Source organism: Microcoleus sp. AR_TQ3_B6 (assembly GCF_036702785.1).
GTDB lineage: Bacteria > Cyanobacteriota > Cyanobacteriia > Cyanobacteriales > Microcoleaceae > Microcoleus.
On sequence record NZ_JAUBVJ010000090.1, the window covers coordinates 20683 to 32691 of the forward strand.

A 12009-nucleotide genomic window follows, 5' to 3' on the forward strand; every position below is an offset into this window, starting at 1 on the left:
AAGCTAGATTTTTAAGCCTATGCTTCGTCGTAGGCTTCCATATCCAGAAGGTGGAGATAAGGTTCAACCATCTCCGGCCGCTGAAAGGCAAGCGAGCGCAGCAAATGCCAATCATTCAATCCCTCAAAAGGATCTGTATAATCGTCCACTTCCAAACGGACAGCCAATTCTGCCACGTCCTGTGAAGTGAGTACAGCAATATCGCGCGATGCTTTGGTTAAAGTTTTCATTTTTTTCCCCTGCCCGAGACTTCCGCCATACTATATCCTAAGCCTTTAATCGGATTTCGACACAGTTTCTACAACAAAACTTCGCATTACATCTACAACTTCGGGTCGAATCTCGTGTCCCATGATAAATTCTCGATACTGCACCGCCGCTCCCCAAGCAGTCAAACTGTCGCGCGATCGCACAGCAGCAGTAACGGGGACAATAGAATCTTGAGTACCGTGGACGATTAAAACAGGTGGCAAAGCACTCCCAGCAACTGGCGACATCGGGTGTAAATAACCGCTCAGACAAATTAAACCGGCTACGGGCAAAGTTAATCCCACATCTAGAGTCATCGCTCCGCCTTGAGAAAAGCCGCCTAAAATCGTGCGAGACAAAGGCACGCCCGTGCTGCTTTCCAAAGACAGCAAAAATTCCCTCAGCAATTGCCGGCTTTTTACCAATCCCTGAGCGTCTTTGCTTTGAAGGTCATACCACGCTTTGCCGCCCATTACCTGGGGATGGGGAAACGGGGCATCGGGAAACACAAACTGATAATCCGGCAAATTGAAAGCCGGTGCTAAGGAAGCCAAATCCTGAGCATTAGCACCCCATCCGTGCAAAGCGACAATCAAAGCGACAGGTTTGCGATCGGTTGTTGGCGGAATGCTAATAAATTGTAAAGACATCGTAATTAGTAATTGGTAATCTGGCATTAAGCTGCTGTGCATCTAATTTGACAGTCTATTTTTCTACAATTATTGTGATACGGGCATCTTGCGTGGAACGGTCATCCTGCCCGTCTATGCCTTCAATTTAGATGCGTAGCAGCTTACTACAATTATAAATTGTCGAGGTGAGTAAAACCCAAGATATTTGTTTTGGGCGATATTTGACTCGAAATTAGCGCTTCCCCAGCCAATAATATCCTGTCCGATCGATTGACCATAATATCCCGGTCGGGCGGGTTTTTGAGATTGGAGATTGTTTGCAGATATTGTTGGTGAGCCCGCCCCTACCTGAGGTCGGGTAATCGACCGGACATGATATAACTCTAACTGTTAACTGCTGACTTGTATCAGAGATTCGCGCGCATACACAATTAGAAGTTTTAAGTTCAGTGCGAATATGAATCCTAGGTATAAATGCCAAAATCGAGGAAGTTTTTTCGAGCGACATTTTTTGATTAAGTGCTTCACATCAAACATCAATAGCAGTGCTCAAAACACACATAAATACCTAACTTAATTGTCCCGCTCAGCACTATACCAAGGGCAAATCTCCGTATTTTTTGAGGATTTTAATCCCAGGAAAATCAGCTTAGGGTTTCAGCCGCTTATCCAAAATCATCAAGGTGCTGTCAATTCCTTGGTGAATGTCAACCGACTTCTTTTCAGCTTTATCCAAGCGCGAAAAAATCCGCCGAAAAAGCACTATCTGGCGGATGCGGTCAGCTCCAAAATTCATAGATTTTAGGATTTTATATCAACTCCGGTAGCATCGGAATTAATATTACTCACAGTCAGGACACCGCGAGTGCCTTAGTCCCTACCCCCATTAATTGTAGGGACTAAGGCACTCGCGGTGTCCTCTATATCATTCCGATGCAACCGGAAACAATATTAGGCAAGTCTTCAGCGATAAATCCAATTCGATATCTTGTTGTTTCGCTTGCACTTCTGGCGTTGAGTTCGGATATTGCTGCTGGTATATTTCCACAAGTTCCAGCAAGTTTCGAGTATATTCGCCTGTATGGATTAGGTTGGCAGAGATGAATCTGACAGGATTGTTAATTTCGTCGGCAACTCCAGCCACTAACTGCCCCAAGCTGGACATTTTTTCAGTTTGGATTAGTTGAAATTGAGTTTCCTGCAAATTTTTTAGTGCTGTTTCTAGTTCAGCGGTGTGCTCTTTTAGTTGAATTGTGCGATCGTACACTTGCTGTTCTACATTGGCAGTACATTCTAGAGACATCAACAGGTAAATCGTCAAGCTGCCAGTTATCAGCAGCCCGATCGCACAAATTGCCAGCGAACCCTGATGTATCCTCAGACGGTTCCCTTCCCCGGCAAAACTAGCAGCTATCTGGTGGGGCGGGTACTCAATACCCGCCCTCTAAAGCCAAGTTAAATGTGGACCAGCTTACAAAACAGTCCCTATTTCCTTCAAATAAACCCGTGTAAACGGTTCATCATCTCCCAGAGTATACTGTTCTATCAACCCTTGGCGGCGAAGAGAAATACTATTTCCTTCCCTCACCACAACCGTATCATCATCAGTGCTTTCTCTGACCAACATCATCTCAGTTTCCCCCGGATTGTCCAGCACGACCATATTGCTTCCCTGATAAAACATTCCCTCAGCTTCCAAAATATTTCCGGGATATTCAGCAATTAACAAATCGAGCTTGGGATTCCGCAGCAAAGTTTGCACGTTAAGATTGTAATTGTTATTCAAAACTTTCTCAGAACGGTTGACAAAAAGTCCACCGCGACAAACAGCACCGATAGTCCAATCGGGATGTTGCAACAGAATATGGTCGATTGTTTCTTGCAGATCGTGTACGGAAATCCGGTTGAAAGTAATAATCGGAATTCTGGCGGATTTGCCCGAGTCAAAGAAAGTTTCGATAATATGCGAAGGCACATCAACACCTTCTCCGACAGCCGGGTTGAGGTGCATAAAAATTCCCGGCGCGGCATTGATTTCGAGAATCCCAAAATTGCCTGTTTTCCAAGATTTGGCGAGACTTTCTGTTACTACATCAACCCCCAAACAAGCTAACCGAAAATGTAGGGCGATATCTTGAGCCAAAACAATGTTATCCGGGTGAACATTGCGGGTAGCGTCGATGCTGACGCCGCCTGCGGAAAGATTCGCGACTTTGCGCAGATACACAATGCGATCGCGCTCTAGGACACTATCCAATGACAGCCCTTGTTCGGCCAGATACATTTCCATCGCTTCGTCGGACTGAATTTTGCTCAGGGCCGAAGTTGGCGTATCCAAACGTTGAGGTTTGCGGTTTTCACGGCGGATCAATTCGCGAATTGTTGAGTCGCCGTCCCCTGTTACCCAAGCGGGTCGGCGTTCAGTTGCCGAAACAAATTTGCCGTTAACGCACAACATCCTAAAATCCGATCCTTTGATGCTGTTTTCCACAATTACTCGCACCGGTTCTGTTTCGGGAATTGCCTTAACAGCTCTTTTAAAAGCGGCCTGCAATTCCTCACCATCTCGGATATCTGCTGTGACGCCAATTCCTTTATGACCGACTACTGGTTTGACAGCAACTGGATAGCCAATGTCTCTAGCAACTGCCAGAGCTCCGCTTTCTGTGGCGACGATATCGCCTTTGGGGACAGGAAATCCTAAGGTAGCGAGAAAAGCTTTACAATCGTCTTTGCGCGTAGTAAAATCTGAGTCTAAATGGCTGTCAGAATCAAAAGTAGTTGCAGAGCCGCGAACAAGTTTTTTGCCGTACCCGTATTGCATCAATCCTTCATCCCACAAATAAAATACGGGAATGCCTTTTTGGGATGCCGATCGCATTAACGAATAAACTGTCGGGCCTCCGTAAACAGACTGCCGGAATATATTTTGCAGCGTGTCTATTTGTGCTTCCAAGGGAAAATCTTGATTTTGATTGATGGCTTCAAACCAATCCCAAACAGCGTAAACTACGGCTCGCGCGCTGCGGGCGTGAATTGCTTCTATGCTAATTCTGTTAAACTGAGAAAACGGCTTGATGTTCCAGTGTTGGAAGTGCAAACCCATGTCGAGTTTTGCTACTTCTGAGGCGGTACGACCGAACAGTTGGGCGTGGTTCGAGAAAGTTTCGTGCAGGAGTTGCGGGTAGCGATCGCCAATAATTTCCTGGTAATGTGCGATCGGCAAAGGTTCGCTCGCCCCCGTCAGTGCTAAATCAAAAACTAAAGCCGCTGTTCCTAAATAAGGGTTTGGCCCCATATAGTGTTTGAAGTTGAAAACATCAAAAACATCGGTTTTTCGAGCATTGACGCGGGCTGTTTCATTGCTTTTTTCTTGCAGCATTTTCTAACCTCCTTTTAGCTAATTTTTAACGGTAACTCTCTGGTCGATCCCTTAGATACTACCTGCAGGCATAGATGTTGCAGCAGTTGAGACCAATACTCCGACCACTTCTGCCTTCAGCATCGCCTCCGAGGGGGAGTGGGGGAGTGGGGGAGTGGGGAGATGGGGAGAGGGTCCGAGTGGGAAAATATTTCTTCTTCCTTCAACATTTGACTAAGCATTAATGACTAAGGACTTATCAGCAAGCACTTAGGACTAATTACTACTTCCTTGCCCCTACAGAAAAAAAACTATAAGTTTTGATAAGCACTTATGACTAAGCACTTATGACTAATGACTGCTTGCTTGCCCCCTCAAGAAAAAAAAACCTATAACTTTTGAGAGGTGCACAGCGCACTTATAATTGTTTATGACTGTGAAAGAGAATTTAAGAGGCAGCAAATTATGAAGCTCGCACAAACTACTCTCAGGGATAAAGTTCACGAATTAGCTGAGGAAGCATTTCACCGGAAGCTAATTTCTGGCTACGGTGACGGCCAAAACAGCAACGAATATCAGATTGTCTGGAACGGCAAACCCAGACACCTACCCTTAGAACGGGCGTGTACAGTGTTGAGCAATTTGATCGAGCGATCGTACTAACGGGCGATCGGGCTAATTTAGGACTTACGCTCATGGGTCCGATTTCTACGAGCCATAACAGGAGGATTAGCGAATAATCGAATCAGAAACCGGACCGATCGCCGCGCGCGCGCGTGGGCCCTGTAATTTAAGCTCATTTGTTGACCCCCCCTATATCCTCTTAGGGGGGGTAAGCTTTTTTGGTCGATCGTCCAGGATGGGCTACAGAGATAGTCCTAGACGCAGACACCGGGTTTTTTTTACCAGTCCCGGGCGCAAAAGCTCTCTCAGAAACCCGAGTTTCTGAGCTAAGTTTTTCCGTTCAAACAACGCATAATTTTCGTTCCTATTCCCGGTTTCTTTAGTTTAGTTCCTCCAGGACTGTTTACCAAACCATCGTTACAGCCCAGATCGAGAGTAAAAAGCAACCAGAATGCCTGAGCTGTGTGCGTCCTAGAGTGGTAGAAGCCATAATTTTTTTTGTATCTATATATACCTTTCGGCAGTTTTCGGAAAAAGGAATTTTGTGTTTTAGTGAAATTTAATAAATTAAAAGTGGAGATAATATGGCGAGCAACGAAAACCAGGGGAAGTTGCTAATTATTGGCGGCGCGGAAGACAAAGAGGGGGAGTGCAAAATTCTGCGGGAATTCTTGCGGTGCGCCGGAGGCACTAAAGCCCACATTGTGATCATGACGGCTGCGACAAGCCTACCGGGAGAAGTAGGAGATAATTACATCCGAGTGTTTGAGCGACTCGGCGCTGAAGATGTGCGAGTTGTTGACACCCAGGTACCCGAAGATGCCAACAATCCAGAGTATTTAGAAGCGATCGAACAAGCGACCGGCATATTCTTTACCGGCGGAGATCAAGCCCGGATTATTAGCTGCTTGAAAGACACCAAACTCGACGCAGCTATGCACAAACGCTACTCTGAAGGGATTATCATTGGCGGCACCAGTGCCGGCGCGGCGATGATGCCAGACATGATGATTATTGAAGGAGACTCGGAGACAAATCCCCGCGTTGATGTAGTAGCAATGGGCCCGGGAATGGGTTTCCTTCCCGATGTTGTCATCGACCAGCATTTCGCCCAGCGAGGTCGTCTGGGACGCTTAGTTACCGCACTCTTGCTGCAACCGGCCGTCTTGGGATTTGGTATTGACGAAAATACAGCTATTTTAGTCAGCGGTGACGAGTTGGAAGTTATTGGCGAAAGCGCTGTAACTGTCATCGACGAGTCGGAAAAACTCCACGACAATATAGATGGACGGTTGAAGGATGAGGGTTTGGCCATTTGCGGCGCCAAGTTGCACATCCTCCCCCACGGATATCGGTTTAACTTGAAAACTCGCCAGCCGGTGGTCAATAACGTACCACTTACAGCAGACAGGGAAACGGCGCTCGCCTAATTTCCTTGCAACTGGGGGACATCTCAAAATTATGTAGGGTGCTGGGCGCGCACCTTACCGCTTCCACCAAGTATAAGGATGAAAAACCCAGTTGCTGCGTCCTAAACTAATAAAAAGAAGAGGATTTTACCTCTTCTTTTATACCGGCAGTTTCTAGTTTTTTAAGCACTTTTCGGTTCGTCAAACATCGACTGCTCTCCTTCTTCAGTCGAAATTAAATTCCACCCCTGAGTTTTCAGCTTCTGAAAAGTTGCCCATCCCTTAGAACCGCCCGGTTCCCGGTAGTCGGATACAGCAAACTGCGGAAAAGCTGTATAAGGTCGCCACCCTTGACGGGCTTCGGTGCGCAAGTGCAATATCTTTTCTCCATTGCCTCCGAGGCGGGGCAACCAACACATTTGTTTTAGCATTTTTAACACTCCAGAGTTTTACAGTAAAGGTAATTCGCCCACATCCCACATTAAACTTTTAGAGCCTTAGAGCCGCTGCTCGGAATCTCTAACAGGTAACAGGGACGGATGAAATTTTCACCGATTACCAATTACTGAGGTAGCAGCAGTCGTTAAAGCTGATTTTGGTCCTACAAAGTTTGCTAGTCAAAAACTAGAAGACAAGAGCTGCCCAGGCCTAAGCAAAGATAATTATTGCTCTTCTCGGCTGAAGCTGGACTGAAAGTCGATCGCCCGAAAATCCAGTTGAATAAAGCATTCATTTTTCTGGTTTCCCTTGTCTTACAATTACAAGTCCAGCCTCACTCTTTCCGCATAAAATGACATCATTCTACAGTATTAGCTCTGTTAGCTAAAAAATGTTCCTTTAGTTACAAATATTAAACTCTGAGCGCGATTTATCTACTTATCAAAAGTTTAATTACTTTTCATAAATAGCGCTTAATAGTTTTTAGTTAATTTAACTACATTTTTGATTGATTTAAATCTGGCCTCCGGGTGCCCAGGGGCGCACCTTACTCAATCCGTAGGATGTGTACTACTAAATCCTCCGGGTGTTCGCGGAACACCTACCAACATAAGAGTCAAAGTTTTAACTCTTAAGAACGATGGCAACACATTTACAAAATGGTAAAAATCAATACTAATCACAGTTTTAAGTTCTGCAAACAAGCTATTCATGGCCGCTGCAATTGAATTTCACCTCTTCGCTCCCAACAACAAAGCAGCTACGCTGCTCGGCTCCTTTTCGGTATGGGAATAAATTCCCTTAGAAAAAGATGAGAGAGGTTATTTCCGCACTCAAATTCAGTTAGAACATCGACCTCTACTTTGATTGGAGTGCTCCTGTCTGAGCAATTTGGCTCATAGATCAAAGAATCCCCGTACCTGATTGTCGGGGAGTGTCAAAACATAGCAGAACACATTCCCGAACTTCCTGAATTCGTAGCGGCGGACGGGCCGATGGACGGGTGGTGGCACGAAAGTTTTCATATTTTTGCTATAGAAAATCTCGCGGGGAATACTTTCGATATCGAAAAGCTCAAGCAAGTTCTGGATGCCAAACAACAAGGCTATCAAAAAACAACTAATGTTATCAATTATTTAGCCAGCCACCACCGCCACCGCTTGCTGGCGGAAGCAAGCTTTCGGACTCTCCACCCACAAGCTGCTTTTAAACGAGCTAAATGGGGAGCGGTTTTGTTAGTAACAGCAGTAAAAAAACCGATGATGTGGATGGGCGAAGAGTTTGGACACTCGACTCGGCAAACTCCCAACCAGCCGAATAAACTGCTATGGTCTTTGTTTGAAAATCAGCCAAATCATGATTTGTTGGCTTACTACAAACACGTGATTCTGCTGCGGGAAAAAGTTCCGCCACTTTACACACAAAATATTGGATTTTTCCCATACAATGCCGCAACCAAAGTGTTTGCTTACTACCGCTGGAGCGATGAGGTAACGCTAGCAGCAGTAGTCGCTAATTTTTCGGATATTTATCTATCTGGTAACTGCATTCCTAACTTTCCGGCGGGAGCTTGGCACGAGTTGATGTACAACAAAATTCTAGAAGTTGCGTAATAAGAGTTTAAGTTTGATTTGCCGGAATTGTCAGCGCAGGTATTTGTTTTAGCGTCGGAGAATTTATGTCTCCAGGCAGATGATCGGCGAAGTTGTACAACAGTAAATTGTATTTAGGAATGGCGCACCAAACTCAAGAAACCGGGTTTTTCTAGCGGGGCAGATGGCTGGAACGATAGTTTTTTGTAGAAAAATCCGGTTTCTGCGTCAACGCCGTGCGATCGTAATTCCTGGTATGGAGAATAACAATTGCACGGCGACGTGGCAGCAGCCAATTAACACGTCAATTAACACGTCAATTAACACAAACTTTGTGGGAGGACAAACTCTATGGGTTGGCTAAAAAGATTGTTTGGTTTAGAAAAACTTGAAAATCAAGAAACTGTTAACGCTCCTGCTTACCAAGCACCTGTAGCTGAAGCTCAATCTCAAGCTCAGCCTGCTGCGAGCACTCAGACAATCCCGCCGGAACGCATGGGATTGAATGGAGAATACGATCAAAGCGGTTTAGCTAAACGGGTGGCTCAGGCTTTCGATGCAAATCCAGATGTTGCGGATATTGACACTGTTTATGTCGCTCAACTGGGTACTACGGTGGTTCTCAAAGGTACAGTTCCCAGTCAGGAAATTGTCAACAGGTTGGTGACAATTGCTAAAGGTGTTAAGGGTGCAACTGGGGTGGAAACTAATCAAGTTACTGTCGGCTAGTGCGACGGTTATTTCTAACAGCTAACAGTTAACTGTTAATTGCTAACTGTTAACTGTTATAAGCTGTTGGTAATCTTGCGTTGTATTTTTCGGGCGGACTCCCTGGTCTACCCCACCATAATTTCATCTTACTTGACTGGAAAATTTAGATGCGCCTGGGCTTAGGAATGGCTCTGACGATTATGACGTTCTTAATTGCTGAAATATGAGCTTAAGATTGCTTCTGACTTCTTCCATCTGTTATATTCCGTACATGGCCCGTGGCGGAACTTCCTTCTTCTATAAGTGTTTTTTTCGATTATCTTTGTTTCAATCAAAAATATGGCCGGGGAAACGTTAGAACCTACTCGCGGGAAATTAGAACGGAGTCTTTCCCAGGCGATTCAAGCTTTGTACCGTTCTCAACTAGGACAACAGATGAGTCAGGCGCTCTGCCATCTTTTGGATAACAAATTGATAATTATTATCGAAAATGGTATTACTCAACCAGAAAAACTCCTGGCCCAGAACGGTCAGCAAGATTTGGCTTTGCAGGTGCGAGCGCAACTAGAATCAGTCCTAGAAGTGCAACTGAAAGACTTAATCAAAGAGGTTTTGGGTGTGGGAGTAACTGATTTGCTCAGCGATGCGACTTTGGAGACGGGTCGCACCGGAACGATCGCAATTTTGGAGTCGGCACCTAAATTTCGCGAGTCTACTTCTAAGTCTAAAACTCAACCAGCAACATCTCAGAGTTGAGGTGCTGGCTGATAATTGTTTCTAAATCCTTGATGTTAAAGGGTTTAGAAATGTATTCAACGCAGCCGGCTTTGAGAATCCGATCGCGGTCTTCTGCTTTTGCTAGTGCTGTGACCGCCACAATCGGAATATGTCTGAGTTCGGGGTTTTCTTGGATGCGCTTTACTACTTCTAAACCGTCTATATCCGGCAGGCAAATGTCGAGTACGATTAGGTCGGGAGGTCGATCGACTGCTGCTGAAAGAGCTGCGTACCCGTCCACGGCTCCCATGCACTCGCACCCGAATAAATCGAGTATTTGTGTCAGCAGCTCTAAGTTGTCGTGATTGTCGTCTACAGCCAACACTAAAGGACGCTTGTCAACCGCCGATTGACCGCTATTTAAAGATGAGGATTCCAAATTATTCTTCCCAGTAGGGTAGTTCATAAATACCGAGTGAAAAACGAGCGAACAACGACCCAACAACGATCCAACAACGAACCCACAACGATCTAAAAAAAAAATTACCGAGGCATTCCTCAAGTGGCGCTCGGGCACTTGAAACAGATTGGCTCGTATCTGTAGCTCTGCGATCGCTAGTCTTCTGTCTAGCCCGATTGTACAATATCGTTGCAAGCTGGGCAAAGACGACCGCAGTCGATCGATCCCATAGCATCTGCTTAATTGTACCTATCCCAGCACAAATTACCAACTTAGGCGCTATCGGTGCGTCAGCCTTGGTAACCACACGCAATAAATACGGCAAATCTTACCAATAAAGCATCTTCGCTTAATAGCAATTGAAGAGTGACGGCAGCTTTTCAGGATACTCACTAGATTAGAGGTGGGTTCCCATACATGGATCTACCTAAAGGAAGATTCTAACAGACACTTAAGTTTCACAACTTCCACCTGCTGAGAGATACTTGTTACTCTACTTTATACTTCAATGTTTTTAAGTAGTAATTATCACAATTTAAGCCAGTAAAAAGATTCAGTTTTTACTTAAGCTTTTTTACCGGCTATTAACCTAGGAGGTTTTGATGACAATTCCAATCAGAGACGACCTGACTTACATTTTGCTCAAAAAGATTGGCAGCGGCAACGGCAGGGGAGAGTCGGAAATTAGGAACGCAGCCCAAGAATATGTCGGTCACGAGGTGGCGGAAGCGGAATTGCTCGGTCATTTGGACTACCTCAACCAAAGGGAATTTATCAAAGCGGAGTTTAGTGGAGAGCCTTACGGAGGAGCTCAGTTATTGCCGCCTTTAGTGGCATTTCAAGAAGCGGAGTTAACAGAAAAAGGCCGCAAACTGTTACAGAAAATGGAGACGAATCCTCCGAAGTCGCTCCACCACGAAGGATCGGCAGTTCCTATCGCTTCAAAGGATATGCCGTTTTTGGAAAAAGTGATGGTAAACGGTCACTTGGAGGATATTTTTGATGCCCGCGACATTACCGAAGTAGTGTACCGGGTGATGCGCGATGTGATGACAAAAGATGCCATCGAGCACGTGGAATCTGAATTGCACAAAGAAGTTTTGCCTACGGATGACAAAACCCTGCAACAAGAAATAGCAGACCTCTGGAAAGATACAAATCCGCTGGTGGGATTGCTCAGCCGGATACGTCAGCCTTTGACCGGCGAGCCTGCACCTTTGGGGATCGATGGCAATTTGTTTGCACGGAGGGTGGAACTAGAAGGCGGACTTCCTTCGGGAGTAAAACCGGAAACTGCGATCGCCGCTGTATTTTCGGCAACCAAGGATGAGCTGTCCCAGGAGCGAATTCAGGAAATAGCTGGCTTTTTGCCCGATCGAATTCGGGAAATTTGGGCGTCGGCTTAACGCAATATTTCCGGGTATAAATACTTACAAGCCGGGTTAAGGAACCAGCATTCTGCGCTCTTGAGCCAGAATGCTGGTTCATCAACCCGGTTTCTCTATATCTGGTGTCTTGTAACTGTGCAATTGTTTCGTAGTGAGAACTAGAGCCGCGATCGAACTCGATCGAACTTGAGTCCTGACTACTTGTGAGTTCGCTCATTCTTTGCCTTCTAACTGCTGTGAGAAACCCGGTTTCTGGGCCAAATGTGTCGGGAAACCAGAAAGAACCCCAGAAACCGAGTTTCTCGCTCCCGGGTTGGGTAAGCCCAATAGATGTGGCGAAAGTGTTGTAATGTATTGTAAAACTTCATTGAGTTTATAAGCAATTATAAACAATAATGGTATTATGTTGTGAGTGTTGAATAAGGAAT

General features: G+C 45.5%; 14 protein-coding genes. 6 read left to right on the forward strand and 8 right to left on the reverse strand.

The window, feature by feature from the left end; genetic code table 11:
* Positions 1–17: 17 nt before the first annotated feature.
* From isiD to QUB56_RS29910, 5 genes are all read right to left on the reverse strand, one after another.
* The gene (isiD, locus tag QUB56_RS29890) at positions 18–230 is read right to left on the reverse strand and encodes a protein IsiD (protein WP_106150386.1); all 213 of its coding nucleotides are present in this window, start codon (positions 228–230) and stop codon (positions 18–20) included.
* Positions 231–275: 45 nt separating this feature from the next.
* The gene (locus QUB56_RS29895; RefSeq protein WP_332959982.1) at positions 276–899 is read right to left on the reverse strand and encodes an alpha/beta hydrolase; all 624 of its coding nucleotides are present in this window, start codon (positions 897–899) and stop codon (positions 276–278) included.
* A 631-nt stretch (positions 900–1530) separates the two neighbouring features.
* The gene (locus tag QUB56_RS29900) at positions 1531–1677 is read right to left on the reverse strand and encodes a hypothetical protein (protein WP_332959983.1); all 147 of its coding nucleotides are present in this window, start codon (positions 1675–1677) and stop codon (positions 1531–1533) included.
* Between the two features lie 129 nt (positions 1678–1806).
* Positions 1807–2184 carry a hypothetical protein gene (locus QUB56_RS29905; protein ID WP_332959984.1) on the reverse strand — a complete coding sequence of 126 codons (378 nt, stop codon included), beginning with the start codon at positions 2182–2184 and terminating at the stop codon, positions 1807–1809.
* 168 nt (positions 2185–2352) lie between these two features.
* Entirely contained in the window at positions 2353–4263 is a 1911-nt protein-coding gene (locus QUB56_RS29910) for an ATP-binding protein (protein ID WP_332959985.1), read from the reverse strand.
* 444 nt (positions 4264–4707) lie between these two features.
* Between QUB56_RS29910 and QUB56_RS29915 the strand changes: the two genes are divergently transcribed.
* Both QUB56_RS29915 and QUB56_RS29920 read left to right on the forward strand, forming a co-directional pair.
* On the forward strand, positions 4708–4905 hold the full coding sequence (locus tag QUB56_RS29915; RefSeq protein ID WP_332959986.1) for a hypothetical protein: 198 nt from the start codon (positions 4708–4710) through the stop codon (positions 4903–4905).
* Between the two features lie 545 nt (positions 4906–5450).
* Positions 5451–6296, forward strand: coding sequence for a cyanophycinase (locus QUB56_RS29920; protein WP_332959987.1), 846 nt, complete (start codon positions 5451–5453; stop codon positions 6294–6296).
* 161 nt (positions 6297–6457) lie between these two features.
* Here the strand turns inward: QUB56_RS29920 and QUB56_RS29925 are convergent, their stop codons facing one another.
* The gene (locus tag QUB56_RS29925) at positions 6458–6706 is read right to left on the reverse strand and encodes a hypothetical protein (RefSeq protein ID WP_332959988.1); all 249 of its coding nucleotides are present in this window, start codon (positions 6704–6706) and stop codon (positions 6458–6460) included.
* A gap of 1002 nt (positions 6707–7708) precedes the next feature.
* Here QUB56_RS29925 and QUB56_RS29930 point away from each other — a divergent pair.
* From QUB56_RS29930 to QUB56_RS29940, 3 genes are all read left to right on the forward strand, one after another.
* Positions 7709–8326, forward strand: coding sequence for a hypothetical protein (locus QUB56_RS29930; RefSeq protein ID WP_332959989.1), 618 nt, complete (start codon positions 7709–7711; stop codon positions 8324–8326).
* Between the two features lie 330 nt (positions 8327–8656).
* Positions 8657–9034 (forward strand): BON domain-containing protein, encoded by a 378-nt coding sequence (locus QUB56_RS29935; RefSeq protein ID WP_332959990.1) that lies wholly within the window; start codon positions 8657–8659, stop codon positions 9032–9034.
* Between the two features lie 321 nt (positions 9035–9355).
* A complete protein-coding gene (locus tag QUB56_RS29940; protein WP_332959991.1) occupies positions 9356–9772 on the forward strand; it encodes a DUF2294 domain-containing protein in 417 nt (138 codons plus the stop codon).
* Here the strand turns inward: QUB56_RS29940 and QUB56_RS29945 are convergent.
* Positions 9741–10199: a response regulator gene (locus QUB56_RS29945; RefSeq protein ID WP_332959992.1), complete on the reverse strand. Its 459-nt coding sequence runs from the start codon at positions 10197–10199 to the stop codon at positions 9741–9743. The two genes, QUB56_RS29940 and QUB56_RS29945, sit on opposite strands and share 32 nt — an antisense overlap.
* Before the next feature lie 596 nt (positions 10200–10795).
* Here QUB56_RS29945 and QUB56_RS29950 point away from each other — a divergent pair.
* Positions 10796–11599 (forward strand): DUF2267 domain-containing protein, encoded by an 804-nt coding sequence (locus tag QUB56_RS29950; protein ID WP_332959993.1) that lies wholly within the window; start codon positions 10796–10798, stop codon positions 11597–11599.
* A 195-nt stretch (positions 11600–11794) separates the two neighbouring features.
* Here QUB56_RS29950 and QUB56_RS29955 read toward each other — a convergent pair.
* The coding region (locus tag QUB56_RS29955; RefSeq protein ID WP_332959994.1) for a hypothetical protein at positions 11795–12009 on the reverse strand (215 nt) is incomplete at its 5' end.

Bases quoted from the DNA above. Each gene is read 5' to 3' on its own strand.
- isiD (WP_106150386.1), bottom strand. From the start codon at position 230: ATGAAAACTTTAACCAAAGCATCGCGCGATATTGCTGTACTCACTTCA.
- QUB56_RS29895 (WP_332959982.1), bottom strand. From the start codon at position 899: ATGTCTTTACAATTTATTAGCATTCCGCCAACAACCGATCGCAAACCT.
- QUB56_RS29900 (WP_332959983.1), bottom strand. From the start codon at position 1,677: ATGAATTTTGGAGCTGACCGCATCCGCCAGATAGTGCTTTTTCGGCGG.
- QUB56_RS29905 (WP_332959984.1), bottom strand. From the start codon at position 2,184: ATGTCTCTAGAATGTACTGCCAATGTAGAACAGCAAGTGTACGATCGC.
- QUB56_RS29910 (WP_332959985.1), bottom strand. From the start codon at position 4,263: ATGCTGCAAGAAAAAAGCAATGAAACAGCCCGCGTCAATGCTCGAAAA.
- QUB56_RS29915 (WP_332959986.1), top strand. From the start codon at position 4,708: ATGAAGCTCGCACAAACTACTCTCAGGGATAAAGTTCACGAATTAGCT.
- QUB56_RS29920 (WP_332959987.1), top strand. From the start codon at position 5,451: ATGGCGAGCAACGAAAACCAGGGGAAGTTGCTAATTATTGGCGGCGCG.
- QUB56_RS29925 (WP_332959988.1), bottom strand. From the start codon at position 6,706: ATGCTAAAACAAATGTGTTGGTTGCCCCGCCTCGGAGGCAATGGAGAA.
- QUB56_RS29930 (WP_332959989.1), top strand. From the start codon at position 7,709: ATGGACGGGTGGTGGCACGAAAGTTTTCATATTTTTGCTATAGAAAAT.
- QUB56_RS29935 (WP_332959990.1), top strand. From the start codon at position 8,657: ATGGGTTGGCTAAAAAGATTGTTTGGTTTAGAAAAACTTGAAAATCAA.
- QUB56_RS29940 (WP_332959991.1), top strand. From the start codon at position 9,356: ATGGCCGGGGAAACGTTAGAACCTACTCGCGGGAAATTAGAACGGAGT.
- QUB56_RS29945 (WP_332959992.1), bottom strand. From the start codon at position 10,199: ATGAACTACCCTACTGGGAAGAATAATTTGGAATCCTCATCTTTAAAT.
- QUB56_RS29950 (WP_332959993.1), top strand. From the start codon at position 10,796: ATGACAATTCCAATCAGAGACGACCTGACTTACATTTTGCTCAAAAAG.